Origin of the sequence: Bradyrhizobium zhengyangense, from assembly GCF_022012555.1 — a bacterium.
GTDB lineage: Bacteria > Pseudomonadota > Alphaproteobacteria > Rhizobiales > Xanthobacteraceae > Bradyrhizobium > Bradyrhizobium zhengyangense.
In genome coordinates this window covers 45,322-69,781 of record NZ_JAKLTZ010000014.1, presented here as the reverse complement: position 1 = coordinate 69,781, position 24,460 = coordinate 45,322, and the positions used below count along the sequence as shown (strand labels likewise).

The 24,460-nt window shown below is 64.9% G+C and carries 22 protein-coding genes; 9 read left to right on the top strand and 13 right to left on the bottom strand.

The genetic code is table 11. The features are described from left to right. Positions 1-2 precede the first annotated feature (2 nt). Complete coding sequence (locus L6639_RS34125) at positions 3-1,199, top strand: acyl-CoA dehydrogenase family protein (protein WP_237866001.1); 1,197 nt, start codon at positions 3-5, stop codon at positions 1,197-1,199. Positions 1,200-1,265: 66 nt separating this feature from the next. On the opposite strand, the gene L6639_RS34120 is transcribed toward L6639_RS34125, so the two are convergent. Both L6639_RS34120 and L6639_RS34115 read right to left on the bottom strand, forming a co-directional pair. Next, positions 1,266-3,587 carry a xanthine dehydrogenase family protein molybdopterin-binding subunit gene (locus L6639_RS34120; RefSeq protein WP_237866000.1) on the bottom strand — a complete coding sequence of 774 codons (2,322 nt, stop codon included), beginning with the start codon at positions 3,585-3,587 and terminating at the stop codon, positions 1,266-1,268. Positions 3,588-3,702: 115 nt separating this feature from the next. Continuing rightward, positions 3,703-4,578 carry a dihydrodipicolinate synthase family protein gene (locus tag L6639_RS34115; protein WP_237865999.1) on the bottom strand — a complete coding sequence of 292 codons (876 nt, stop codon included), beginning with the start codon at positions 4,576-4,578 and terminating at the stop codon, positions 3,703-3,705. Between the two features lie 193 nt (positions 4,579-4,771). Here L6639_RS34115 and L6639_RS34110 point away from each other — a divergent pair, with 193 nt between their 5' ends. Both L6639_RS34110 and L6639_RS34105 read left to right on the top strand, forming a co-directional pair. Further along, entirely contained in the window at positions 4,772-5,518 is a 747-nt protein-coding gene (locus L6639_RS34110; protein WP_237865998.1) for a transporter, read from the top strand. A gap of 185 nt (positions 5,519-5,703) precedes the next feature. Continuing rightward, positions 5,704-5,979 carry a hypothetical protein gene (locus L6639_RS34105; protein ID WP_237865997.1) on the top strand — a complete coding sequence of 92 codons (276 nt, stop codon included), beginning with the start codon at positions 5,704-5,706 and terminating at the stop codon, positions 5,977-5,979. Positions 5,980-6,122: 143 nt separating this feature from the next. On the opposite strand, the gene L6639_RS34100 is transcribed toward L6639_RS34105, so the two are convergent. Next, complete coding sequence (locus L6639_RS34100; protein WP_237865996.1) at positions 6,123-7,088, bottom strand: VOC family protein; 966 nt, start codon at positions 7,086-7,088, stop codon at positions 6,123-6,125. A gap of 181 nt (positions 7,089-7,269) precedes the next feature. On the opposite strand from L6639_RS34100, the gene L6639_RS34095 reads away from it, so the two are divergent. Together L6639_RS34095 and L6639_RS34090 are read left to right on the top strand one after the other, a co-directional pair. Next, a complete protein-coding gene (locus L6639_RS34095) occupies positions 7,270-8,136 on the top strand; it encodes a S1C family serine protease (RefSeq protein ID WP_237865995.1) in 867 nt (288 codons plus the stop codon). Beyond that, the gene (locus L6639_RS34090; protein ID WP_237865994.1) at positions 8,133-8,504 is read left to right on the top strand and encodes a response regulator transcription factor; all 372 of its coding nucleotides are present in this window, start codon (positions 8,133-8,135) and stop codon (positions 8,502-8,504) included. Before L6639_RS34095 ends, L6639_RS34090 begins: the two co-directional genes overlap by 4 nt. Before the next feature lie 10 nt (positions 8,505-8,514). Here L6639_RS34090 and L6639_RS34085 read toward each other — a convergent pair whose 3' ends face one another. The 5 genes from L6639_RS34085 to L6639_RS34065 all read right to left on the bottom strand — a co-directional run bounded on the left by L6639_RS34085 (position 8,515) and on the right by L6639_RS34065 (position 14,647). Continuing rightward, positions 8,515-9,756, bottom strand: a complete 1,242-nt coding sequence (locus tag L6639_RS34085; RefSeq protein WP_237865993.1) for an amidohydrolase family protein — start codon at positions 9,754-9,756, stop codon at positions 8,515-8,517. Positions 9,757-9,785: 29 nt separating this feature from the next. Then, positions 9,786-10,874: a sensor histidine kinase gene (locus tag L6639_RS34080; protein WP_237865992.1), complete on the bottom strand. Its 1,089-nt coding sequence runs from the start codon at positions 10,872-10,874 to the stop codon at positions 9,786-9,788. After that, a complete protein-coding gene (locus tag L6639_RS34075; RefSeq protein WP_237865991.1) occupies positions 10,861-11,553 on the bottom strand; it encodes a response regulator transcription factor in 693 nt (230 codons plus the stop codon). Before L6639_RS34075 ends, L6639_RS34080 begins: the two co-directional genes overlap by 14 nt. A gap of 97 nt (positions 11,554-11,650) precedes the next feature. Continuing rightward, entirely contained in the window at positions 11,651-12,151 is a 501-nt protein-coding gene (locus L6639_RS34070; protein WP_237865990.1) for a hypothetical protein, read from the bottom strand. Between the two features lie 159 nt (positions 12,152-12,310). Beyond that, complete coding sequence (locus tag L6639_RS34065) at positions 12,311-14,647, bottom strand: Tex family protein (RefSeq protein WP_271607377.1); 2,337 nt, start codon at positions 14,645-14,647, stop codon at positions 12,311-12,313. A gap of 396 nt (positions 14,648-15,043) precedes the next feature. On the opposite strand from L6639_RS34065, the gene atzD reads away from it, so the two are divergent. Both atzD and L6639_RS34055 read left to right on the top strand, forming a co-directional pair. Continuing rightward, positions 15,044-16,159, top strand: a complete 1,116-nt coding sequence (gene atzD, locus L6639_RS34060) for a cyanuric acid amidohydrolase (RefSeq protein WP_237865988.1) — start codon at positions 15,044-15,046, stop codon at positions 16,157-16,159. Between the two features lie 108 nt (positions 16,160-16,267). Further along, positions 16,268-17,743 (top strand): amidase, encoded by a 1,476-nt coding sequence (locus L6639_RS34055; protein WP_237865987.1) that lies wholly within the window; start codon positions 16,268-16,270, stop codon positions 17,741-17,743. Between the two features lie 16 nt (positions 17,744-17,759). Here L6639_RS34055 and L6639_RS34050 read toward each other — a convergent pair whose 3' ends face one another. Beyond that, on the bottom strand, positions 17,760-18,986 hold the full coding sequence (locus L6639_RS34050; protein ID WP_271607379.1) for an LON peptidase substrate-binding domain-containing protein: 1,227 nt from the start codon (positions 18,984-18,986) through the stop codon (positions 17,760-17,762). A 187-nt stretch (positions 18,987-19,173) separates the two neighbouring features. After that, positions 19,174-19,491 carry a hypothetical protein gene (locus L6639_RS34045; RefSeq protein ID WP_237865986.1) on the bottom strand — a complete coding sequence of 106 codons (318 nt, stop codon included), beginning with the start codon at positions 19,489-19,491 and terminating at the stop codon, positions 19,174-19,176. 130 nt (positions 19,492-19,621) lie between these two features. Here L6639_RS34045 and L6639_RS34040 point away from each other — a divergent pair, with 130 nt between their 5' ends. Both L6639_RS34040 and L6639_RS34035 read left to right on the top strand, forming a co-directional pair. Then, complete coding sequence (locus L6639_RS34040; protein WP_237865985.1) at positions 19,622-20,530, top strand: PaaI family thioesterase; 909 nt, start codon at positions 19,622-19,624, stop codon at positions 20,528-20,530. A 79-nt stretch (positions 20,531-20,609) separates the two neighbouring features. After that, entirely contained in the window at positions 20,610-20,975 is a 366-nt protein-coding gene (locus L6639_RS34035; RefSeq protein WP_237865984.1) for a hypothetical protein, read from the top strand. Here L6639_RS34035 and poxB read toward each other — a convergent pair. From poxB to L6639_RS34020, 3 genes are all read right to left on the bottom strand, one after another. Then, complete coding sequence (gene poxB / locus L6639_RS34030; RefSeq protein ID WP_237865983.1) at positions 20,972-22,708, bottom strand: ubiquinone-dependent pyruvate dehydrogenase; 1,737 nt, start codon at positions 22,706-22,708, stop codon at positions 20,972-20,974. The genes L6639_RS34035 and poxB overlap by 4 nt on opposite strands. Before the next feature lie 80 nt (positions 22,709-22,788). Continuing rightward, positions 22,789-23,421 carry a 2-dehydro-3-deoxy-6-phosphogalactonate aldolase gene (locus tag L6639_RS34025; RefSeq protein WP_237865982.1) on the bottom strand — a complete coding sequence of 211 codons (633 nt, stop codon included), beginning with the start codon at positions 23,419-23,421 and terminating at the stop codon, positions 22,789-22,791. Between the two features lie 13 nt (positions 23,422-23,434). Continuing rightward, positions 23,435-24,349, bottom strand: coding sequence for a 2-dehydro-3-deoxygalactonokinase (locus L6639_RS34020; protein ID WP_237865981.1), 915 nt, complete (start codon positions 24,347-24,349; stop codon positions 23,435-23,437). Positions 24,350-24,460: the final 111 nt, after the last annotated feature.

Genomic DNA, 24,460 nt, shown 5'->3' with positions numbered 1-24,460 from the left:
TCATGGACCTGTCGTTCAATGCCGAAGAGCGCGCCTTCCAGAGCGAGGTGCGCAGCTTCATCGCGAAGAATCTCACCGAGGAGATGAAGCGCGCCACCGCGCTGACGCCGTCGGTGTTCTCCGACCCCGACATCGGCATGGCCTGGCAGCGCGCGCTGCACAGCCGCGGCTGGGGCGCCCCGGGCTGGCCGGTCGACCACGGCGGCCCCGACTGGACGCCGGCGCAGCGCTGGATCTTCGAGAGCGAATGCGCGCGGGCCGGCGTGCCGAATGTGAATGTGATGGGAGTGAAGATGGTCGGCCCCGTCATCATCGGATTCGGCAGCCCTGAGCAGAAGAATTTCTATCTGCCGCGGATTCTCTCCGGCGAGGATTATTGGTGCCAGGGCTATTCGGAGCCGGGCTCCGGCTCCGACCTCTCCTCGCTGAAGACACGGGCGGTGCGCGACGGTGACGACTACATCATCAACGGCACCAAGATCTGGACCACGCACGCCCACCATGCCAACCGCATGTTCGCGCTGGTGCGTACCAGCGATGGCCCGCGGCAGCAGGACGGCATCAGTTTTGTTCTGATCGACATGAAGACGCCTGGCATCACGACGCGCCCCATTCTCACCATCGGCGGCGACCACGAGGTCAACCAGGTGTTCTTCGACGACGTGCGCGTGCCCGTCGCCAACCGCGTCGGCGAGGAAGGCAAGGGCTGGACCTACGGCAAATATCTGCTCGAGTTCGAGCGCGGCTCGGGCATTGCCTCGGCCAAACTGCGTGAAGGGCTGCGTGCGATCACCGAGCTTGCGGAGTCCGATCTCACAGGACGCGCCATCGACAGCCCCGACATCGCGACGCGCATCTCCGAGGTCGAGGTCGATATTGACGCGCTTGAAATGACGGAGCTGCGCGTGCTTTCGGCGCTACAGACCGGGCAGAATCCCGGCGCGGTGTCATCCATCCTGAAGCTGCGCAACAGCGAGATCCGGCAGGCCGTAACGCGGTTAGGGGTCGACGTGATCGGCCATGACGCACTCGCCGTCGAGCCGATGCGCCCGCTCTACAAGCTCAACCACGAGCCTGCGCTGCCCGAGGACATGCTGACGGCGGTGCCCGAATATCTCAATGGCCGCGCCTATACGATCTTCGGCGGCACCTCGGAGATCCAGCGCGATATCATCGCGAAGATGATGCTGGGGATTTAGCCCGAACTATCGCTGCAATCTCCTTCGCCGGGACGACACTGAGTATGCGGCAGCGGCCGGACGCGACTAACTCGTCTTCGCGTCCTTGATCGCCTTCCAGATCTTCTGCGGCGTCAGCGGAGTATTCAGCTGAGTGATGCCGAGTTCAGCGAGCGCGTCCATCACGCCGTTGGTGACGCAGGGCGGGCCGCCGATGGCGCCGGATTCGCCGCAGCCCTTGGCACCGAGCGGATTGGTGCGGCAGGGCGCGGAATCATCCAGCGTCACCACGATCGGCGGAACGTCGTCGGCGCGCGGAATGCAATAGTCCTGATAGCTCGCGGTGAGCAGCTGACCATCGGCATCGTACGACACGCCTTCGTACAAGGCCTGGCCGATGCCTTGCGCGACGCCGCCATGGATCTGCCCCGTCACCAGCATCGGATTCACGGCAACGCCAACATCGTCGACGGTGGTGTAGCGCACGACCTTGGAGACGCCGGTCTCAGGATCGATCTCGACCTCGCAGATATGGGTGCCGTTCGGCCAGCTCGGCCCGTCGACCTCACCCTCGGAATCGACGCTGAGCTTCGCGCCGGTTTCCTTTTCGGCGAGATCGAACAGGCTGATGCGGCGGTCGGTGCCGACCACGGTGAGCATGCCGCCCTGGTATTCGATGTCCTCGACCGAGGTCTCCAGCACGTTGGCCGCCTTCTCGCGCGCCTTCTGGATCAGATCGTTGGAGGAGACCGCCACGGCCGTGCCGCCGACGAACAGCGAGCGCGAACCAACGCTGCCAAAACCCATCGCGAGATCCGTGTCGCCCTGCACGACGTCGATCTTGTCCATGGCGATGCCGAGCGTGTCGGAGATCATCTGGGTGTAGGTGGTCTGCAAGCCCTGCCCCATCGCCATGGTGCCGGAATGCAGCACGACGCGGCCCTGCGAGGTCGCTTGCAGCGTGACCTTCTCGGTGTGAGCGCGGCCCCCGGTCCATTCGATGTACGAGGTGAGGCCACGGCCGTAGAGCAGGCCCTTCTTCTTCGCGGCCTTCTTGCGCGCGGCAAATCCGTCCCAGTCCGCAAGCTTCACGGCGCGATCGAGCATGTGTGCGAAGGCGCCGGAATCGTAAACCTGACCGGCGGCATTGGTGTAGGGCAGCTGCGCCGGCTTGATGTAGTTCACTTTCCGGATCGCACGCGGATCCATGCCGATTTTTCGCGCGGCAGCGTCAAACAGGCGCTCGACGATGAAAACGGCTTCAGGTCGACCCGCGCCACGATAGGCGCCGACCGGCGCGGTGTGGGTCATCACCGACTTGACCTCGAAATGCACCAGCGGCAAATCATAGACGCCGGTCTGCACGAACGGCCCGAGCACCAGCGGAATGATATTGGCCGCGCCGGAAGAATAGGCGCCGGTGCAGCCGATCGAGGTGACACGATACGCTAGCACCTTACCCTTATCGTCCAGTGCAAAGGAGGCGGTCGAGGTGAGATCGCGACCGTGGGTACCGCCGACGAATTCGTCGGTGCGGTCGCCGCGCCAGCGGATCTTCTTGTTCAGTTTGGTCGCGACATAGGCGACGATGCCGTCCTCGGGATAGACGTTTGTCTTCTGGCCAAAGCCGCCGCCGATATCGCCGACCAGCACGCGCACGCTGTCCTTGGGACGCTTCAGCACGGCTTCGGCGAGCACGTCGCGGGTCGAGGCCGGGGTCTGCGACTGCACATGCAGCAGCAGGCGGCCGGACTTCTTGTCGATCTCGGCAATGGTCGAGCGCGGCTCCATTGCCGACGGCACCAGACGCTGGCTGACGAGATCGAGCTCGACCGTGTGAGCGGCCTTGGCGAAGGCTTCGTCGACCTTGGCGGCATCGCCATAGCTCATCGCGCCGACGATGTTGTCGGGCGCCTCCGGCCACACCACGGGCGCGCCGGGTTTGACGGCTTCGACCGGATCGACCACGGCCGGCTGCACATCGTATTCGACCACGATCGCCTCGGCCGCGCTCTGGGCTTCCGCACGCGACGAAGCCACCACTGCCGCTACCGCCTCGCCGGTGTAACGCACGACGTCATGAGCGAGCAGTCGCCGCGGCGGCACGGTCATCGGCTTGCCGTCCGGGCGCTTGAAGATGCTCAGCGTCGGAATAGTGCCGACGTCGTCCTTGATCAGATCGGCGCCGGTGTAGATCGCGGTGACGCCGGGCATCGATGCGGCTGCGCTGGTGTCGATCGCGACGATCTTCGCATGCGCATGCGGCGATCGCAGCACGTGCAACCACAGCGCGCCGTCTTCCGGCTTGTCGTCGATGAATTGCCCCTTCCCGGTGAGCAATCGCTGGTCTTCCAAACGCTTGACGGGCTGGCCCGCTCCGAAACGCAAATTGCCGGGAAGAATGTTCATTCCGTAGGGTCCTCGAGATCTTAAATGCGGGCTGCCTTTTAGCGGACCAATTGAGGTCAGACCAGCGGCGGTTTCGTCCTGGGTGTCTTCGATTTCGTCATGCCCGGAATGACGATCAGGTCAGCTCTCGCAACGCCGCCTCCACCACCTTGCGCGCATCGGCCGTGAGCGAGGCCTGCGGCGGAACGGGATCGCCGACATCGTAGCCCTGGATCGCAAGGCCAGCCTTGATGCAGGCCGCAAGATTGAAGCGGGCGAAGGCCTCGTTGATGCGCCACAGCCGGCGCTGCAGTGCCATGGCCTCGTCCCAGCGGCCCGCCTGGCAGAGATCGTAGAGCGCAACGCTCTGGCGCGGGATGATGCAGGCAGGTCCCGCCATCCAGCCGAGCCCGCCGATCAGCATCACCGCGGCCGGAATATGGGCGGAGGCCGAGAACACGCGCAGGGAATCGCCGCAGCGATTCATGATCGAGAGCAGCCGTCCGGTGTTGGTCGAGGCGTCCTTGATGTAGCCGATGCGCGGATGCTCGGCGAGGCGCGCGATGACGTCCAGGGTCAGGTCCGAGCGCTGGAATTGCGGATTGGTGTAGATGACGACGGGAATGTCCACGGCATCAGCGATGCTGCGGAAATAGGATTCGACCTGGGCATCATTGAGCGGGAAATACGCCTCGAGGATCGCCAGGATGCCGTCGACACCAAGCTTTTGATAGGCCTGCGCCTGCGCCACAGCATCGGCTGTCGAAGTGGAAGCGACGCCTGCCACTACGGGCACGCGGCCCTTTGCAGCCTCGATCGTGGTCTGCACCACTGCCATCCGCTGCGCGGCATTGAGATAGGCGAACTCGCCGGTCGAGCCCAGCGGCGTCAGCCCGTGCACCCCGGCGCCGATCAGGTCGTCGCAGAGCCTTGCGAGCACAGCAGTCCTCACCGTGCCGTCAGCGCTAACGGGCGAGACGAGATAGGGGAAGACGCCGCGAAAATCGGTCATGTCGGGAATAAATCCGGGGGAAGCTCAGTCCAGTCTGGCAGGCGCGCGGTCCATCGCGTGCTAGCATGGGGTCTTATTGCCAGCAAGCGATCGGCGTTCGAAGAGCGTATTTGTGGTTTTGGGATTTGTCCTGCAGCGTTGGCGGTTTTCGTTGTGCTGCGTCGGCCTCCTCGTCGTCGCGCTGGGCCCGTGCATGGCCGAAGCCGGTGAATGCCCCTCGCCGCAATCCGAGATCGCGACTGACCGTCCTGATGTGACCAATTCCAGCCTGGTCGTGCCTGATGGCAGTATCCAGATCGAGAATGGCCTCAACACATCAGGCCAGAGCGCCGGCAAAGGCTTTGACGGCAGCAACAGCCGTCTCCGTTTTGGTATCGCGCCCTGCCTCGAAGTGCTGGTTGATATTCCGAGCCATGTCGGACGGCTGACCGGCTCGGTCGACACCGGCTTTACCAATGTCACCCCCGCTGTGAAATGGCAGGTCAGCGGATTGCCGGCGAACCTTTCGATGGTAGCAGGCGTCGGCCTGCCGACCGGCACACCCGCGATCACAGGCGCAGGCTTTCAGCCCTATCTGCAAGTCCCCTGGTCCTACGAGCTCGGCAGCGGCTGGGGCATCAGCGGCATGTTCACCAGCTTCTTCCGGCCATCGGATCTGACCAACCGCCAGACCACCGAAGCGACCTTCGTGGTCGAGCGGAAGGTTAGCGAGAAGCTGGCGCTGTTCGCCGAATATGTCAGCGACAGCCCGACGCGCGGCGCAAGCACGGCGCTGCTCAATGTCGGCGGTGGCTATCTCCTAGACCGGACCGAGCAAATCGATTTTCATCTCGCCTTCGGTCTCAACCGAAACTCGCCGGATTACATCGTCGGCATCGGCTATTCCTACCGCTGGGACAACATCATTGGCACGGCGGCGCGACCGCGGCTTTGGCATTGATCAATCATTGACGACTGCGTACGTCAGTCAGACTGACGTCTCGGCGCTCACAATCAAAAATAATTGACGCGATCTTATGCATCCTTTCGGTGTGAACGACTTCACATCGGACTCCGGCAGGCGGGTCTAGCGTCGCGGACGCTGCGGACAGAGAGCGCAGCGATCCCTTAGCGAGGAGTCAAGCCATGGAAATTTGCATCAACTTCGGTGGCCACCGGCATTGCTTCTTCCTGCCGATCTATCAGATCCCGATCAACTGGGGCAAGCCAGGCCCCGATCCCCACAACTACCCGGCCCTGTTCCAGGATGCGATGATCCTGGCGGCGGTGTCGAACGTGGCGAAACAGATCACCGACGAAAACGTGCGCAAATCCGTCGAGCAAGGCATCACAGCCGGTTTCCAGGCCGCACAGAAGCACGCCGGCGCCGACGTCTCGATCAACCCGGTGGCACGCGGCTGAACGTGCATCACTAACGATGCGGGGGTCGTTCGCCCCCGCGCCGTCCACCTCTTCGCAGCGACCATGAACCGAAACTGCTCATCGCCGTGTTCATGCGCCCAAAAACCGGCGAGCGAGCCTATCGCGAGCTCTGAGCAGGCCGCTTACACCTTCAGCAGCCGCACCCGTGTGCCCCAGGGATCGATCGCCTCGACGCCGTCGGGCAGCTGCGCGACGCGCGCACCACCCTTGCGCAGGCGCTCTTCCTGCGCGGCGAGGATGTCCTGCTTCTCCGTCACCAGCGAGAACCAGTCGAGCCCCGTCATGGCGTCGTCGCGTTGGCCGGCGCCCTCGCTCTGCCAGACATTCATGCCGAGATGGTGATGATAGCGGCCCGACGACAGGAACGCGGCGCCGCCACGGCTGCGGGTCGGGTCGAGGCCGACAGCGCCGTGGTAAAAGCCCTGCGCCTGCGCGAGATCGCCGACGCGCAAATGCATATGGCCGACGCGCAGGCCGTCCGGCGCCTTGGCATAATCACTGACGCGCGTGTTGGTCAGCGACAGCAGGTCCGGAATATTGAGCTCGTCGGTCGCCATCTTCACACTGCCCTCGCTCCACTGCCATTGCGAGGGATCGCGGTCGGCATAGACCTCAATGCCGTTGCCTTCGGGGTCGTCGAGGTAAACGGACTCGCTGACGAGATGATCGGCAAAGCCCGACAGTTTCACGCGATGCGAGGCGGCGTGGACCAACCAGCGCGCGAGGTCTTTTCGCGTCGGCATCAGGAAGGCGGTGTGATAGAGGCCGGCGGCATTGCGCGGCTCGATCGCGGCGTCGGGACGGGCTTCCAGCATCAGCAGCGTGATACCGGCCGTACCGAGCTTCGCGGCGCTGCCGGAGCGCTCCATCACGGTGAGCCCGATCACGTCGCGGTAGTAATCGGCCACCTTGTCGAGATTCTTCACCCGCAGCGTCACCATGCCGATCCGCATCGGCGTGCGGCTGGCATAGGTCGGCCCACCGCCTTGCGGATTGCCCTCGGCGCGCGCCGCGCCGGCCGCAGCCATCGCGAGCGAGCTGGCGCCGGCGAGTCGAAGCAGGGTGCGGCGGGTGAGGTCGATGGTCATCGGTCGGAGCTCGCTGAAAATCGTTTGGGGCCGTCAGGCGCAATTGGGAGATTGCTACACGTTCCCGTGAGGGGCTCCCAATCACATGTTCGTCGGCCGTGGCGAGATAAGGACTGGCCACCCGGCCAGTTTCGCAATTGCTCGCGAGGTACCAGATTGAGGACAGCTTAAGGAGCCTTCCATGACCGACCTCACCCCTCTCACCTCGCTGTCATCAGCGCTCGCCGATGTCGTGGCCCGCATCGCGCCGTCCGTCGTGTCAGTCCATTCGCATCGCTCCCGATCGACCGGCTTCGTCTGGAAGCCCGGTTTGATCGTCACCGCCGACGAGGCGCTGGCGGACGAGGGCGACGTCCAGATCGGCCTTCCCGACGGCAGCACTGTTTCCGCCTCGATCGTCGGCCGCGACCATACGACCGATATCGCCCTGCTGCGCGCTGATACCAGCGTCGCTCCGGTCAAGCTGGCCACGACCGTGCCTGCTTCCGGTGCGCTGTCCGTCGTGGTCGCCACCAACAGGGATGCGCCGAGTGCGGCGCTGGGCATGGTGTCCGTCTCAGGCCAGGCCTGGCGCTCCTTGCGCGGTGGCGAGATCGATGCGCGGATCGAGCTCGATGTTCGCCTGCGGCCCAGCCAGGAGGGCGGCCTTGCTGTCGATGCTTCGGGCGAGCCTTTCGGCATGGCCGTGCTCGGACCGCGGCGCGTGCTGGTGATCCCGACCGTGACGATCGAGCGCGTCGCAGCCCAGCTCGAGACGCGTGGCCGCATCGCGCGGGGATATCTCGGGCTTGGCCTGCAGCCGCTGCGGCTCGATGACGGCATCGGTGCGATGGTGATGAATGTCGACAAGACAGGTCCCGCCGCCACGGCCGGCATCCGCCAGGGCGACGTGATCGTGGCGGTCAACGACCAGAAGCTTTCCGGCGTGCGCGCGCTGTTGCGGACACTGGGACCTGCCAGCGTCGGCCGGGTGGTCGACGTCGCGGTCCGCCGTGGCGGCGAACCGGCGAGCTTCAGGGTCACGATCGGCGAGAGGCCCGAGGCGTGAGCGCGGACACCACGCCTGACATCGTGCTGTCGCTCGAGATCGACGATCCAGCCCTGGCCGACCGCCTCGCGACGCTGCTCGGCAGTGTCGCGGGGCTTCGTCTTGCTGCGCCCGGCGAGACCGCCATTGCGACGATCGTCGCCCGCGATCCGCGCGTCATGCCCGAGGACATCGCGCTGACGCAGCGCGAGCTCGACGTGCTGGCGCTGATGGCCGAAGGCGCCTCCAACAAGATGATCGCACGTCAACTCAATATTTCCGTGCATACCGTGAAATTCCACGTCGGCTCGCTGCTCGACAAGCTGGATGCGACCGGCCGTACCGATGCGGTGGCGCATGCGGCGCGCCGCGGCGTGATCGAGCTGTGAGCAGCGCGCCTCAGGGGACAACGGCCGCCTCCGCCAGCGCGCGCATGCGGTCGGTATCGACAACGCGGCCGTGGCTGATGACGACGCGCGGCGGCGCATGAAAGCGCAATGCCTCAGTGACGTCGCCCTGGTCGAGAACGACGAGATTGGCGGCGCAACCGAGGCCGAGGCCGTAACGCTCGAGGCCAATCGCCATAGCGGCGCGCGTCGTGATCATGTCGTAGAGCGTCTCGAACTCGCTCTTCTTCGTCATCCACAGCAGGTGCGAGGCCAGGAACGCCACCTCCAGCATGTTGTTGCGGCCGAGCGGATAATAGGCGTCGGAAATATCATCCTGGCCGAGGCCCACATTGATCCCGGCGCCCAGCAGCTCCTTGACCCGCGCATGCAGCGGCGCGGTGTGGGGATCACTGATGACGCTGACGCGCGCCTTCTCAAGCAGGGGTATCAGTTCGCGAAGATAGCTCTCGGGATAGAGCGCCATGGCGCGGCAATGATGGGCGAGCGCCCGGCCCTCCATGCCACGCGCGATCATGGCACGCGCCATCATGTCGAGCGTGCGCATATCGGCATCGCCGACGTCGTCGAGCAGCATCGAGATGCCGGCGCCATGCTCGGCGGCAAGGTCGAAGCAGAAATCGATATGGCGACGCATGTCCGTTTCATTCGCTTCGATCCAGGGGATGCCGCCGACGACATCGGCCCCTGATGCCATCGCCTCGCGCATCAGGCTGTCGGCACCGGGCTCGCGCAACAGGCCATCCTGTGGAAACGCGACCACCTGGATCTCGACGATGTCACGAAACTCCTCCCGGATGGCGAGCAGCGCCTTGACGCCCTCGAGCCTTGCCTTGGCATCGACATCGGCGAAGGCACGTATGTGGAGATTGCCGTGGAGGGCCGCAAGCGCCACCGCGCGCCGTGCGTTCGGAATGATCCAGGACGCGTCGTACTTGCTCTTGACCGCTGCCGCGAGCTCGATTGCCTTCGCCGCCTCGCTCATGCCGCCACCCTGATAGGCCTCGAGCGCCGCCTCCGACATCATCGGCAAGGTCCAAACTTTGCAGAGGTGCAAATGCGGATTGACGAATGCCGGCGTCACCAGGCCGCCTCTGGCATCGATGACGGATTGCGCGGCCTGATCGAGCCGGTCGCCGATCGCCGTGATCACGCCGTCGGTGATCGCGATGTCGACGACCTCGCGGCTGCGCAGGCGGGCGTTGGCAATGACGAGATCTGGCGGGCGGGACATGGCAAAACTTTCACTCGATCCATTTGCGATCATGCAAGTTGGGTGCCGGACCGATGCGGAGGAAAGTCGAGCCGGACCTTCAAGCCCGGATCATTGTCATGCAATACGATCTCGGCACCATGGAGGCGGGCCACGGCCGCGACCAGGCTCAGACCCAGGCCGTTGCCCGGGGTGTAGCGGCTCTGCTCGAGGCGGTAGAAGCGCTTGAACACATGATCGCGCTGGTCGGCCGGAATGCCCTCGCCATCGTCCGCGATCGTAATCGAGGCGCCGCTGTCGGCGCCATGGCAGATCACCGTCACCTTTCCGCCAGGGCGGCCGTGCTTGATGGCGTTGTCGACGAGATTGGCGATGGCATCGAACAGCAGGTCGCGGTCGCCTGTCACGGCGACCTCGCGATCACCAGTAAGGCTCAGGCGCGTTGCGACCTGCTCGGCGGCAGCATCGTAGAGCTCGACGACCTCGCCGGCGATCTCGGCCAGATTGAGTGGGCGAAACGCGCTGCGGCGGGCGCGGGTTTCGATCTCCGAGATCCGCGTGATCGAGGCGAACATGCCGAGCACGGCATCAAGGTCTGCGATGGTGTCGCCGATCAGGGCGGCATCGGCCTCATCGTTGCGCGGGGCATGATAGGCCTTTTCCAGCCGGCCGCGCATCCGCGTCAGCGGCGTGCGCAGATCGTGGGCGACATTGTCGCTGACCTGCTTGACCTCGCCCATCAGCGTCTCGATGCGATCGAGCATCTGGTTGAGGTTTTCGGCGACGCGGTCCCATTCGTCATGGCTGCCGCGCAGGGGAATGCGCCGGTCGAGGCCCGAGAGCATGATGGCGCGGCTGGTGGCATTGATCTCCTCGATCCGCCCGACCGTGCGCCGGGTCACCAGCACTGCCGCGACGCCCGACAGCACGACCAGCAGCACGGCGACCGCGATCATCGCCAACTCGAGCATCGCGACGAAGCCAGAGTGGTCGCCAATATCGCCGACGCGACTGCGCACATAAGCAAGCGTGCCGAAATAGACATAGGCCATGATCGCCGCGACGATCAGGCCGAAGATCGCGATCGCGATCAGCGCCAGGCGGAAGGTCGAGGAACGGAGCGTATTAACCAGGAGCACGGAGGCAATATCCGATGCCGCGGATGGTGTGGATCAATGGATAGGCCTGGGCATCGTCGACCTTGCGGCGGACGCGTCCGACATAGACGTCGATGATGTTGGTGGAGGGATCGAAATGCAGGTCCCAGACGTGCTGGAGCAGCATCGCGCGGGAGACGACGCGCCCCTCATTGCGCACGAGATATTCGAGCAATTGAAATTCGCGCGGCAACAGCGGGATCTTGCGGCCGCGGCGGCTGGCATTGCGCGCGATCAGGTCGACGGCGAGATCGCCGACGCGCAGGATAGTCTCCTTGGCGATGGTCTCGCTGCGGCGCCCGAGCGCCTCGAGGCGCGCGAGCAGCTCGACGAAGGAAAACGGCTTGACGAGGTAATCGTCGCCGCCGGCGCGCAAGCCGCGCACGCGGTCGTCGACCTCGCCGAGCGCGGAGATGATGAGGAACGGCGAGGCAACGCCGTCGTCGCGCATCTGCCGCATCACGGCGATGCCGTCGATGTCGGGCAGCATACGGTCGATGGTGATCACGGCATAGTCGCGCGCAGCGCCGTGGTTGAGGGCTTCACGTCCCGTAGCGGCGAGATCGACCTCATAACCTGATGTCGTCAACTCCTCGACGAGCTGGCCTGCGGTTTCCGGATCGTCTTCAACGACGAGGATACGGCGATGGCCTCCGGTCATGACGAACTCCGCGCGACGATCGCCACCAGATTATCCCGTTCCGGGGCTGAGCGGAACCACCCGGTGGCGATCGCGACAATGGTGCGGTCCGGCGATGCTAGTACCAATTGTCCCCGCACACATTGACCCATTGCCACCCATAGGGCGTCCAATTCCTGCGCCAACAGCCGTCGTCGTAATAATTTGAATAGTAATAGGGCGCGCCGAACACGGCGAAACGGCGGAAATGGTGATGGTGGAAGAAGGCGTGACGGCCGATGAAGGGCCGCCCATGCCAGCCGCCGCCGACGAAGCGCGGCCCGATCGCCGCATGCGCAAAGCGCACGCCACCGAAGCCAGGTCCGCCGACATGGGCAAAGCGAGCCCCGCCGAAGCCCGGTCCACCAACATGGGCGAAGTGCGCACCGCCCATGCCGCCGACATGCATGCCGCCGAAGCCGCCGGCGTGCATGCCGCCGCCAGTGAAGTGGCCACCACCACCACCGAAGCCGCCGTGACCGCCGCCTCCGCCGCCGCCTCGGGCCAGCACCGGTGAAGCCAGTGCCATCGCTGCGGCGATCGCCGCCGCAGTGAGGCCTTTGAGAATCCTGTTGTTCATCGAAGCATCCTCCTTGCAGTGCGGCGGTGACCGCGCCGCACAAGGATGCTCAGATGAAAGGAAGCGACAGGCTCCTTCAACTTACAAAGGCGCCAGATTCTGACGCCGAAGTCAGGATGCATGCCCTCTCCCCGCAAAGAGCGGGGAGAGGTTAAGGAGTTACGCCCGCTTGCCGTTATTCTTCTCCGCGGCGCGGCGCATCGCCTCGGCGAGCGCGCCGCCACCGTCGGAGGATTCTTGCTTGCGCGGGGCCGAGGAGGTCATACGCGCCGGATTGCGCGCGCCGTTGTCGCGCTGCATGCCGGGGGCGTCCTTCTTGGCGCCGACCTCGTCGTCAAGGCGCAGGGTCAGCGAGATGCGCTTGCGGGCGACCTCGAAGTCCAACACCTTGACCTTGACGATGTCGCCGGGCTTCACCACCTCGCGCGGATCCTTGATGAAGTTCTTCGACATCGCCGAGATGTGAACGAGGCCGTCCTGGTGCACGCCGATGTCGACGAAGGCGCCGAAGGCCGCGACATTGGTCACGGTACCCTCCAGGATCATGCCCTTCTGGAGATGCTTGATCTCCTCGACGCCCTCCTTGAACACCGCGGCCTTGAATGCCGGACGCGGATCGCGGCCGGGCTTTTCCAATTCCTTCAAGATGTCGGTGACGGTCGGCAGACCAAAGGTCTCGTCGACGAAATCCTTCGGCTTCAGCGTACGCACGATCTCGCTCGAGCCGATCAGCGCCTTGATGTCGCTCTTGGTCGCTGCAAGGATGCGACGCACCACCGGATAGGCTTCCGGATGGACGCCGGAGGCATCGAGCGGGTCTTCGCCGCCGAGGATGCGCAAAAAGCCTGCGCACTGCTCGAACGCCTTCGGCCCAAGCCGCGGCACTTCCTTCAAAGCTTTGCGCGACTTGAACGGTCCGTTGGCATCGCGATGGGCCACGATGCTTTGCGCGAGGCCCGAGCCGACGCCCGACACGCGCGCGAGCAGCGGCGCGGAGGCCGTGTTGACGTCGACGCCAACCGCGTTCACGCAGTCTTCGACCACGGCATCGAGTGATTTGGCCAGCTTGGCCTGACCGAGATCGTGCTGATACTGGCCGACGCCGATCGCCTTGGGTTCGATCTTGACGAGCTCGGCGAGCGGATCCTGCAGCCGGCGGGCGATCGAGACCGCACCGCGCAGGGTGACGTCGAGGCCGGGCAACTCCTCCGAGGCGAAGGCCGAGGCGGAATAGACCGAGGCGCCGGCTTCCGACACCACGATCTTCGACATCTTCAGCTCGGCGAGGCCCTTGACCAGCTCGCCCGCGAGCTTGTCGGTCTCGCGCGAGGCGGTGCCGTTGCCGATCGCGATCAACTCGACGCGATGCTTGATCGCAAGCTTGCCCAGGATCGCGAGCGACTCGTTCCACTGCCGCTGCGGCTCGTGTGGATAGATCACGGCGGTATCGACCACCTTGCCGGTCGCATCTGTCACGGCGACCTTGACGCCGGTGCGGTACCCGGGATCGAGGCCCATGGTGGCGCGGGTGCCGGCGGGCGCGGCCAGCAGCAGGTCGCGCAGGTTCGAGGCGAACACGCGCACGGCTTCAGTCTCGGCCGCGTTCCACAGCCGCATACGCAGGTCGATATTGAGGTGCACCTGGATCTTGGTGCGCCAAGCCCAGCGCACCGTGTCGATCAACCAGCGGTCGCCAGCGCGCTTGAGGTCGGCGATGCCGAACCGCTTCATGATCTTCAGCTCGTAGGCGCCCGGAACGCCGGCGGGCGGCGCTTCCTCGGCCTGGATCTGGAGATCGAGGATCTCTTCCTTCTCGCCGCGGAACATCGCGAGGATGCGATGCGACGGCAGTTTCGTCAGCGGCTCGGAGAAGTCGAAATAGTCGGCGAATTTTTCGCCCTCGGTCTTCTTGCCGTCGCGCACCTTGGAGGCCATGCGCGCATTGGTCCACATCTCCTCACGCAAGGCACCGATCAAATCGGCGTCTTCATCGAAGCGTTCGACCAGGATGGCGCGGGCGCCATCGAGCGCAGCCACGGCATCGGCAACGCCCTTCTCGGCATTGATGAAGGCTTCGGCGACGATCCTGGGATCATTGGCGGGCTCCGCCATCAGCTGGTTGGCGAGCGGCTCGAGGCCGGCTTCCTTAGCGATCTCCGCCTTGGTGCGGCGCTTCGGCTTGAACGGCAGATAAATGTCTTCGAGGCGCGCCTTGCTGTCGGCGGCCATGATCGAGGCTTCCAGCGCGGCATCGAGCTTGCCCTGCTCGCGGACCGATTCGAGGATGGCCTTGCGGCGGTCTTCGAGCTCGCGCAGGTAAACCAGGCGCTCCTCCAGGGTGCGCAATTGCGCGTCGTCGAGCGCACCGGTCGCTTCCTTGCGGTAGCGCGCGATGAAGGGAACCGTGGCGCCGCCGTCGAGCAGCGTCACCGCCGCCTCGACCTGCTCCGCCCGTACCCCAAGCTCCTGCGCAATTTTCTGGTTGATATTTGCCACGCGAGATTTCCTCTCCATCCATGCACGCGACGCAAACCGAAATCGGGCCGCGGGACGCCGCTTATGGACCAACCAAGGTTGATTCATCAAGGTGCGGCGCGCAACCGTCGACAGAGGATTTTTTGCCAGACCGATGCGATCTCGCCACAATCATGGGGGTGTCGCGGGTATTGGCGCTCGTGTCCCGGACACGCTGCAACGCTCTTGCGTTGCTGCGCACCGCCGAAGGGGCGCTGCACTGCGTCCGGGGCATGAGACCAAAACAACATGATCTATGTGTTCGACCTCTATGCATTGGACATGGCTTTCGCCAGGACAACATCAGGGATTGACATCCACCCCGCTTCCACGGCTGTTGGGCGCGCCGGACCACCGAACTGCCCACGAGGACCATCCATGCGCACCACGTCGGTCGGCGTTTTCAAGATCGCCACCAAGGGTCCCGGCGACGTCTCCGGCCTCATGAGCCTGATCGGCTCAGGCGCGATTGATCCCGCCTCCATTCTCGCCATCCTCGGCAAGACCGAGGGCAATGGCGGCGTCAACGATTTCACCCGGGAATATGCCGTCGCCGCGCTTTGCGCGGCGCTGGCGCCGAAGCTGGGCCTGACGCCGCACGCGGTCGAGCAACGCATCGCCTTCGTGATGTCCGGCGGGACCGAGGGCGTGCTCAGCCCACACATCACGGTATTCACGCGCCGCGAGGCGGAGCGCCCGGCAAACATGTCAGGCAAGCGCCTGAGCATCGGCATGGCGCAAACCCGGGATTTCCTGCCCGAAGAGCTCGGCCGCTCCGCCCAGATCACCGAGACCGCCAAAGCGGTGAAGGCCGCGATGGAAGATGCCGGCATCAGCGATGCTTCGGATGTCCATTTCGTCCAGATCAAGTGCCCGCTGCTCACCAGTGAGCGTGTCGAGGCGGCCGCCGCGCGCGGCCACAAGACGGCGACGATCAGCGCCTACAGCTCGATGGCCTATTCGCGCGGCGCTTCCGCGCTCGGCGTTGCAGTCGCGCTCGGCGAGATCGCCGCGGACGTCCGCGACGAGGACGTGCTGCGGCGCTACGATCTGTTCTCGAAGGTGGCCTCGACCTCGTCAGGGATCGAGCTGATGCACAACGTCGTCATCGTGCTCGGCAATTCGGGGGCATCAGCGAGCGAATTCGAGATCGGCCATGCCGTGATGAGCGATGCGATCGATGCTGCTGCCGTGACAGAAGCGCTGAATAGCGTCGGACTTAGTGTCGGACTTGGCGCGCCGGCAAAAGCCGGCCGCGAGCTCGTCAACGTGCTCGCCAAGGCCGAGGCTTCGCCTGACGGCACCGTGCGCGGCCTCCGCCACACAATGCTCGAGGACACCGACATCAGCTCGACACGCCACGCCCGCGCGGCGGTCGGCGGACTGATCGCCGGCCTTGCGGCTACCGGCGCGGTCTACGTCTCCGGCGGCGCCGAGCACCAGGGCCCCGCCGGCGGCGGCCCGGTTGCGGTGATCGCGCGGCTCTCCGATTGAGAGGCAACCCCTCCGCCCGGCGCAACCCTGCCCCTCGCGCCGGCTCAGTTGATTCACGCGGGTCCTTGCGAAAAAGGTGGCGCCGCTATCCAAGGGGATTTTGACTTCATGACTTTGCCGATGAGCTGGAACGAATGGGCGCAGCACGATGGCGTCGGCCTTGCGGCACGCGTCCGCAAGGGTGAGCTGACGGCAAAGGAATTGGCACGGCAGGCCGCGGCCGCCGTCGCCAAGGTCAATCCGACGCTGTCGGGCGTGGTCGAGCTGTTCGATGACGCGATCGCCGACCCCGCCAAGGACGGCGCCAATCTCGCGGGGCCCTTCGCCGGCCTGCCCTTCCTGATGAAGGATCTCGGGCCGACCATGAAGGGCCGGCTGCAGGAGATGGGCTCGCTGTTGATGCGCGGCAATCGCGCCGCGGCCGACACATTCCTGACCGGGAAATTCCGCCAGGCAGGACTCAATCTGATCGGGCGCACGACGACGCCGGAGTTCGGGGTGTGCTCTTCGGCCGACAATCCGGCTGTCTACGTCACGCGCAATCCCTGGAATACCGATTACACCACCTGCGGTTCGTCGGCGGGCAGCGCCGCGATGGTGGCGGCCGGCGTGGTGCCGATCGCGCACGCAACCGACGGCGGCGGCTCGATCCGCATTCCCGCCGGCGTCAACGGCAATATCGGTCTGAAAGTCTCGCGCGGCGTGTTCTCGCTGGCGCCGCACATGTCCGATCTCACCGGTCTCGTTTCGATCCAGGGCTGCCAGTCGCGCTCGGTGCGCGATACAGCGGCTTTCGTCGATCATGCCCGCGGGCCTGCGCCGGGCGAGTTCATGCCGTTCTGGACCACAGCGCAGCCTTACAGCGAGATGATCAAGCGCGATCCATCGAAGCTGCGGATCGCGCTGTCGCACACCTGGGGCGATTACACCGCGACGCCGGAGATCGCCGCCGAGCTGGAGAAGACTGGTCGCTTCCTGGAAGGCCTCGGCCATCACGTCGATTACGCACTGCCCGAACTCGATTTCCGCGCCGCCTTCGCCGCGCAGACCACCTGCTACATCTCGAATTTCTCGGTCGTGATCTCCAACATGCTCGCCGCGCGCGGGCTGGAGCGCCCGCCGGAAGATCTGATCGAGCCCATGAACATCCGGATCTGGGAAGCCGGGCTTCATACCAGCTTCGCCGACCGTGCGAAGATGCAGGCCGTGTTCAACACGACCTCGCGCGGCTTCGGCAGCTTCTTCGAGCAGTGGGACGTGATCCTGACGCCGATCACGGCGCTGCCGACGCCGAAAGTGGGCACGAAGCAATATCTCACCCTCTCCGACAATCCTGACGTGCTCGACTGGTTCGACAATCTCTGGCGCTTCTTCGCCTTCACGCCGCTCGGCAATCTCTGCGGCATGCCGGCGATCTCGCTGCCGATGGCCGCCCAGGACCACGGCCTGCCGCTCGGCATCCAGGCCATCGCCAAGCAGGCCAATGACGGCCTGCTGCTGCAACTCGCCGCCCAGATCGAGCGCGCGCTGGACGGCAAGTGGAACGGCGGCAAGACGCCGTCGGTGCATGTGACCAAGGCGTAAGCCGCCGCCGCGCGCGCTAGCCTTTGTCCTTGGCGGCATTTCGTACAATGGCTTTGTCTACGCGAAAGCGCGACACGCCCTGTTCGGCGAGCATGCGAGCCGCAGGGCTTCGCGTCTCCGGAAAGAGAGCGACGAGGGCATTGACGCCGGTCACTGCGGGATCGCCGACTTCCTGGGCGTGAAGCGCGGCGCGCTGCTCGACGCGCTCGAACGCCGGCGTAGGCACGGCGCTTCCGCCCTCGGTCACGATGTGCTTGAGCTCGTTGTCGAGATACTGCGTCAGGCTTTGTCTCAGCTTGCCAAGATCGGCCTCGCAGGCGCGCATCACGGCGGAGGCGTCCGCATCATCGGTCAGGGCGAGCAGCAGATGCTCGAGCGTCGCGTATTGATGGCGACGCCGATCAGCGTACTCGAGCGCCTTTCGTTTCGTGGCCATGTAACTTGCCGAAACCGGGCGCTGCGGCAGGTCGAGTAACGCCTCGATCCGCTCGAGCCGCTTCATGGGATCGAGCGTCGCCAGAAGCTGGTATTTGTCCTTGATGGGCAACTTCATTCGCGTCGCGACGATATCCGCGATCTGCCCGGGATCACGGGTTTGGTCAAAGAACAGCCAGATATCCGGCACCAATATTCCGTGCGCCGCCGTGTAGTCCTGAAAACGCTGATAGATGCTTCGGATCAGATCCCGGGCATCGCGAACCGCTGCCTCGCTGACGTCCGCCGCCTCAGCCCGATAGGCAGCCGCTTCAACGGCAAAGCTGCCTATCGCAACACGCCGAAGTCCCCGAGTCAGCACTCTGAACGTACCATCGCCAAGCGGTTCGAGTTCGAGCAGCTGGGCCAGAACACCGATCTCGTAGACATCGGCAAATCGGGGATCATCGACACCCGCCTCGCGTTGGATCGCCAGCACGACCTCACGTCCGCCCTCAAACGCCTGGTTCAGAGCCTGGATGGTGCTCTCGCGACCCACAAACATGGGATAAGTCGCGTTCGGAAACGGAACGAGATCGCGGAGCGGAACGGCTGGATAGTACGCCGTTGTCGTCTTGAGCTTCGCAGGCGGCGCCGACAGATCACCCCGCTCCGCGTGGAGCAGCGCCGACAACGTATTCCAGTCGGCAATGCCGAGCATCCGCGACACCAGTTCGAGGCTTTCGCTGTGACTGATGGTGACGGCCTTGGTGGTCAGGGATTCGCGCAAGGTCTGCGCCATAGCCTTGGCATCGCGAAAATCGCGCATCGGTTCTTCCTCTGCATGAGCGATCCAGGTGTGTCAGGTGGTTGCGTTGCTGACCCGGTCGCTCGGGCAAAGGGGGCCGATGATGGCTCGATACATTCACCGTACCACGGAGGGTGCAACCGGCAGGTCGTATCAACCTGCACGAAAAGTGACTCAAAGCCGGATGACTGTCAATCTCAGTTCCTGCTCAGTTCTTCACCGTCGGGATCGCCTCGTCCGGTTGCTGCTGGCCGAGCTTGAGCATCGCAAGCGCCTTGTCGAGCGCTTCGCGCAAGGCGAGTGCCGCGGCCGGGCTGCAGCGTAGGTGCGCGGTCTGGACCACGTCGACCCTGACGGCGGCACCGATGGGCATCAGGAGATTTGCGGCCAGCTCGATCTGGATCGCGCCGTTGTGATGGCCGAAGCAGGATGCGCCGTCGAAATAGATGATCGGCGCCCGTTCCGAGCTCGAAGTGGAAATGGTGACGGGCCCCTGGTTGGCGGCGGGTGTTTCGGGATCGGCCATGGGGTACTCCTCGCGGGCAGGGAACGGATGCCCACCATCGTTGCTTCAGCGGGCCCTGTCGAGGCCAAACCTGCCGCGCAGCGGCGCAAGCGGGGTTTTGCGCGGCGCCCGACTGGTCTAGAACATCTCCATGTCTACATCAGCCGCTACGCTTCCGTTCGAGGAACTCGCCGAGGCCATCAAGGGCCGCCGTTCCGATTACGGCCATATCAGCGGGCTCCAGCTCGACCGGTTCGCGCCTGCTGAGGCCTGGTCAAGCCTGCCCTACCGCCCTGTCTTCGTCGGCGACACCGAAACCGGTGTGCTGCATGGCGGCGTCGTCACCGCGATGCTGGACGAGAGCTGCGGCATGGCCGTGCAGCTTGCGCTTGACGGCAGCAGCGCGATCGCAACGCTCGATTTGCGCATCGACTACCAGAAGCCGGCGACGCCCGGGCTTGCCATCAAGGCGCATTCAGTCTGCTACCGCACCACGCGCTCGATCGCCTTCGTGCGCTCCACCGCATACCAGGAGTCAGAGGACGATCCGGTGGCGACCGCGACCGGCTGCTTCATGATCGGTGCCAACCGCACCAACATGCTGGCTGATCGCCGGATGGACACACGCAGCATCCCGACGCTGGAAGCGCCTGATGATCCGGAGGGTCCGTTCGCGCGCAGTCCGTTCGCACGCGCCCTCGGCATTCGTGTCAACGATGACGGCACGCTGATAATGCCGTTCTCGCCGCAAATCATCGGCAACCCGATCCTACCCGCGATCCACGGCGGCATGACTGGCGCGTTCCTCGAGACCACGGCGATTTTTGGCGTTCGGCGCGAGCTCGGGATCGCGACGCTGCCCAAGCCAATCGGACTCACTATCAACTACTTACGCTCCGGTCGGGCGCTGGACACGATCGCCAATGTCTCGATCGTAAAACAGGGAAGGCGTATCGTTGCCTTCGAGGCGCGGGCCTGGCAGGACGATCCCGCCAAGCCGATCGCGTCCGCCTTCGGTCATTTCATGCTGCGTCCGACGCCGGGAAGCGACGAGGAATAGGCGTATTTTACTTGACGGACCGGGCTCGACGTCGAAGGTTGGGGCCCCACCATAGCGCGTTCCATCGAGAGGTATTCGCTTGCGGCATCCGATCGACATCATCGCCATGTTCGCCGCCATCTGGCTGCTGGCCTCGATGGTGCTCGACGCGGTGACGCCGAAGGAACTGACGGCAGTCATGATCGCGGTTGCGATCGCGCCCGCAATTGTCATCACCGCCGTGTTCTACTACCTGCGCTGCCCGCGCACGGATTTTGCGGTGATGTTCGCTGCGCTCTGGCTGATCTCTGACATCGCCATCGCCTTCATCTCGCCGAAGGAATTGCCGCTCTGGCTTCTGCTGCTCGGCTTCGTGCCGGCTGCCATCATCGGCCTCGTGCTGCACTGGCAGCGCTTCCAGCGCCGCCATGAGCAGCTGCCCGCGCCGTCGGTGAAGCGGAGTTAGCGCGACAGCAAGTTCGTCTTCGCGAGGTCGATCACCTCGTCGCCGCGGCCGCTCATCACCGCGCGCAGCACCCACAGGCTAAAGCCCTTGACCTGTTCGGCCGTGATGGTCGGCGGCATCGACAGCTCCTGCTTGGCGGTGACGACGTCGAGCAGCGCCGGGCCGTCGTGGGCCAGCATCTCCTTCATCGCGCCCGGGAGCTCGCCGGGGTCCTCGACGCGCCTCGCAAAGATGCCCATCGCGCGCGCCATCGCGGCGAAGTCTGGATTCTCCAGATCGACATTGGTGTCGACGAAGCCGGCGGCCTTCATCTCCAGCGCGACGAATCCGAGCACGCCGTTGTTGAAGACGACGATCTTCACCGGCAGCTTCATCTGCGTCAGCGTGATCAGGTCGCCCATCAGCATGGTGAAGCCGCCGTCGCCCGACAGCGAGATCACCTGACGGCCGGGTTGCGCGGCCTGCGCGCCGATCGCCTGCGGCATGGCATTGGCCATCGAGCCGTGCACGAAGGAGCCGATCAGCCGGCGGCGACCGTTCATGGCGAGATAGCGCGCCGCCCACACCGTCGGCGTGCCGACATCGGCCGTGAAGACGGCATCCTCGGAGGCGTGGTCGCTGATGACCCTTGCCAGATATTGCGGATGGATCGGCTTGGCTCCGGGCGTGCCCTTGGCGAGGGAGTCGAGGCCTTCGCGGGCCTTCTTGTAATGCGCGACGGCGTCGTCGAGATGCCTGCGCTGCGTCTTGGCCTCGAGCAGCGGCAACAGCGCCTCGATGGTGAGCTTGACGTCGCCGACGAGGCCAAGATCGATCTTGGCACGCCGGCCCAGATTTTCCGGACGGATGTCGATCTGCACGATCTTCGCATCAATGGGGAAGAACTGCTTGTAGGGAAAGTCGGTGCCCAGCATCACCAGCGCGTCGCAGGCGTGCATGGCGGCGTAGCCCGAGGAGAAGCCGATGAAGCCGGTCATGCCGACGTCATAGGGATTGTCGTATTCGACATGCTCCTTGCCGCCGAGTGCGTGCACGATCGGGCTCTTCAAGATCTCTGCGAGTTGCATCAAGGGCGCATGCGCGCCGGCACAGCCGCGGCCGCAGAACAGGGTAATGCGCTCCGAGCTATTCAACAGGTCGGCGAGCGCCTTCAGCTCATCGGCTTGAGGAACGACCTTGGGTGCCGCGAGCGACAACCCGCGATTGGTCGACAGTGCGCGCTTCGGCGGCGAGCGGAACGCGACATCGCCGGGCATCGCGACGACGGCAACGCCGCGCAAGCCCACGGCCGCGCGGATCGCATTTTCCAGCACGAAAGGCAGCTGACTCGCATCGGAGATCAGCTCGCAATAATGGCTGCATTCGCGAAACAGGTTCTGCGGATGGGTTTCCTGAAAATAGCCGCCGCCGATCTCGGCCGAGGGGATTTGCGCGGCGATCGCCAACACCGGCACGCGGCTGCGATGCGCGTCGAACAGGCCGTTGATCAGATGCAGATTGCCCGGGCCGCAGGAGCCCGCGCAGACCGCAAGGCTGCCGGTCATCTCGGCTTCGCCGGCGGCCGCGAACGCCGCGACCTCTTCGTGGCGGACGTGGATCCATTCGATGGTGCCGCGGCGGCGCAGCGCCTCGGTGAAACCGTTCAGACTGTCGCCGACAATGCCATAGATGCGCTTGACGCCGGCCTGTTCGAGCGTTGCCACGAACAGATCGGCTATGTTGTTGATCGCCATGTCGGACTCCTGATCTCGCTATAGCAGCAAGATAGGACAACGCACGAGCGTGACGGCATCACGGCTTGTTTATTGCCGCGTCAGTCTTTCGCAATCGCCCGATCGTAGGCCTCGATCGTCGCCTTTGCGCGCGCGGCGACATCGGCGGCCGACATGCCAGGCTTGTAGAGGCTGGAGCCGAGCCCGAACGCCGTCACGCCGCCCTTGATGTACTCCGCAAAATTCTGGTCGGAGACGCCGCCGACGGCAGCGATCATTACACCGGCCGGCAGGATGGCGCGGATTGCGGCGATGCCGGAGGCGCCGAGCACGCTTGCCGGAAAGAACTTCAGGCCCGATGCGCCGGAGCGCGCGGCGAGCAGCGCCTCGGTCGGCGAGAACACGCCCGGCAGCGTCACCATCGCATACTGATGTGCACGCGCGAGCACCTGCGTATCCACATTCGGCGAGACCATCAGCTTGCCGCCGACGTCATTGAGACGATCGACTTCTGCAGTGGTCAGCACCGTGCCGGCGCCGATCAGCACGCCTGAAGGCGCGAGCTTTGCTGCAAGGCCGATCGAGCGGAACGGATCCGGCGAGTTCAGGGGAATCTCGATCGCGGTCATGCCGCCCTCGATCAGCACACTGACGATCGCTTCGGTCTCCTCCGGCTTGACGCCGCGCAGGATCGCGACCAGGGGGCGCTTCATCGGCGGAAAGGGAACGCTCATCTCAAGGATCCTTCTACTGCGTCCAGATCGCAGCTGCCGCCATCGACAGGCCGCGGCGCACCGCTTCATCGGCATCGATCGGGTTCACGGTAACCGCCAGCGCATCGAATGCCTGCCGGTACAGCGCCGCGAGCCGCCCCGATGCAATCAACGTGATGCCGGTTTTCGGCACGCTACCGGAGAGGCCCGCCGCGAGCTCTACGCCGATCAGTGTGCCCGACAATGTCTCGCGCGCCGCAGCCGGCGTGCCGCCGAACAGCAGCTGCCGCGATCGCGCAGTGAACAGAAGATTGGCGGCGAAAGCTGGCGCCTCGAATGCGGCTTTCACCGCCGACTTGAAGCTCGCGGCATCCTCGGCCTCGTTTGCGCCGGCGACCGCGAGCGACAAAATCGTCTCGCGCGAGACGACGCTGAAGAGTTCGCCGGTCATGAAGGTCGAGAAATGCGCAACAGTGCCGTCCTTGACCCGCACCCATTTGGAATGGGTGCCGGGCATGCAGACCTTCGCCTCGCCAGCGGCATCGAGACCGAGCGCGCCGAGCAATTGCGTCTCCTCGCCGCGCATCACGTCGGGCGCCTTGGTGTCGCGCTGCGCGATGCCGGGCAGGATGCGGATGTCGCGCGCCTCGCCTGGCACGCGGGCGGCCTGCTTCAGGATCGCCGAGAGCGGCGCCGGCGTGTCGACATAGCCGGCCTCGACCCAGCCAGTCTTGGCGCCCGCCATGCCGCAGACCAGGACCGGCGGATGATCGGGCGCGCTGACGGCAGCAAGATGGGCTTGCAGCACGCCGGGGAAGCCGGCCTTGGCCGCCGCCAGCATGCCTTCATCGCTGCGGCGCTCGGCCAGCACTTTACCGGTGCGATCGACCAGCCAGAGCCGGAAACTGCTGGTGCCCCAGTCCACCGCGACATAAGCGGGTTCGGTCATTTCGAATCGTATCCTCGTCTCACCGCTGAGACGCCGTCTCGCGACGATGAGACGGGTCTTGCAAATCTGCCCCGGGAATATCGACAATTGCCGCCCTAAACCAGCGTTTTC

What these genes read in the sequence shown, in the direction of transcription:
- L6639_RS34125 (WP_237866001.1), top strand. Translation starts at nt 3, where the DNA reads ATGGACCTGTCGTTCAATGCCGAAGAGCGCGCCTTCCAGAGCGAGGTG.
- L6639_RS34120 (WP_237866000.1), bottom strand. Translation starts at nt 3,587, where the DNA reads ATGAACATTCTTCCCGGCAATTTGCGTTTCGGAGCGGGCCAGCCCGTC.
- L6639_RS34115 (WP_237865999.1), bottom strand. Translation starts at nt 4,578, where the DNA reads ATGACCGATTTTCGCGGCGTCTTCCCCTATCTCGTCTCGCCCGTTAGC.
- L6639_RS34110 (WP_237865998.1), top strand. Translation starts at nt 4,772, where the DNA reads ATGGCCGAAGCCGGTGAATGCCCCTCGCCGCAATCCGAGATCGCGACT.
- L6639_RS34105 (WP_237865997.1), top strand. Translation starts at nt 5,704, where the DNA reads ATGGAAATTTGCATCAACTTCGGTGGCCACCGGCATTGCTTCTTCCTG.
- L6639_RS34100 (WP_237865996.1), bottom strand. Translation starts at nt 7,088, where the DNA reads ATGACCATCGACCTCACCCGCCGCACCCTGCTTCGACTCGCCGGCGCC.
- L6639_RS34095 (WP_237865995.1), top strand. Translation starts at nt 7,270, where the DNA reads ATGACCGACCTCACCCCTCTCACCTCGCTGTCATCAGCGCTCGCCGAT.
- L6639_RS34085 (WP_237865993.1), bottom strand. Translation starts at nt 9,756, where the DNA reads ATGTCCCGCCCGCCAGATCTCGTCATTGCCAACGCCCGCCTGCGCAGC.
- L6639_RS34075 (WP_237865991.1), bottom strand. Translation starts at nt 11,553, where the DNA reads ATGACCGGAGGCCATCGCCGTATCCTCGTCGTTGAAGACGATCCGGAA.
- L6639_RS34070 (WP_237865990.1), bottom strand. Translation starts at nt 12,151, where the DNA reads ATGAACAACAGGATTCTCAAAGGCCTCACTGCGGCGGCGATCGCCGCA.
- atzD (WP_237865988.1), top strand. Translation starts at nt 15,044, where the DNA reads ATGCGCACCACGTCGGTCGGCGTTTTCAAGATCGCCACCAAGGGTCCC.
- L6639_RS34055 (WP_237865987.1), top strand. Translation starts at nt 16,268, where the DNA reads ATGACTTTGCCGATGAGCTGGAACGAATGGGCGCAGCACGATGGCGTC.
- L6639_RS34050 (WP_271607379.1), bottom strand. Translation starts at nt 18,986, where the DNA reads ATGCGCGATTTTCGCGATGCCAAGGCTATGGCGCAGACCTTGCGCGAA.
- L6639_RS34045 (WP_237865986.1), bottom strand. Translation starts at nt 19,491, where the DNA reads ATGGCCGATCCCGAAACACCCGCCGCCAACCAGGGGCCCGTCACCATT.
- L6639_RS34040 (WP_237865985.1), top strand. Translation starts at nt 19,622, where the DNA reads ATGTCTACATCAGCCGCTACGCTTCCGTTCGAGGAACTCGCCGAGGCC.
- poxB (WP_237865983.1), bottom strand. Translation starts at nt 22,708, where the DNA reads ATGGCGATCAACAACATAGCCGATCTGTTCGTGGCAACGCTCGAACAG.
- L6639_RS34025 (WP_237865982.1), bottom strand. Translation starts at nt 23,421, where the DNA reads ATGAGCGTTCCCTTTCCGCCGATGAAGCGCCCCCTGGTCGCGATCCTG.
- L6639_RS34020 (WP_237865981.1), bottom strand. Translation starts at nt 24,349, where the DNA reads ATGACCGAACCCGCTTATGTCGCGGTGGACTGGGGCACCAGCAGTTTC.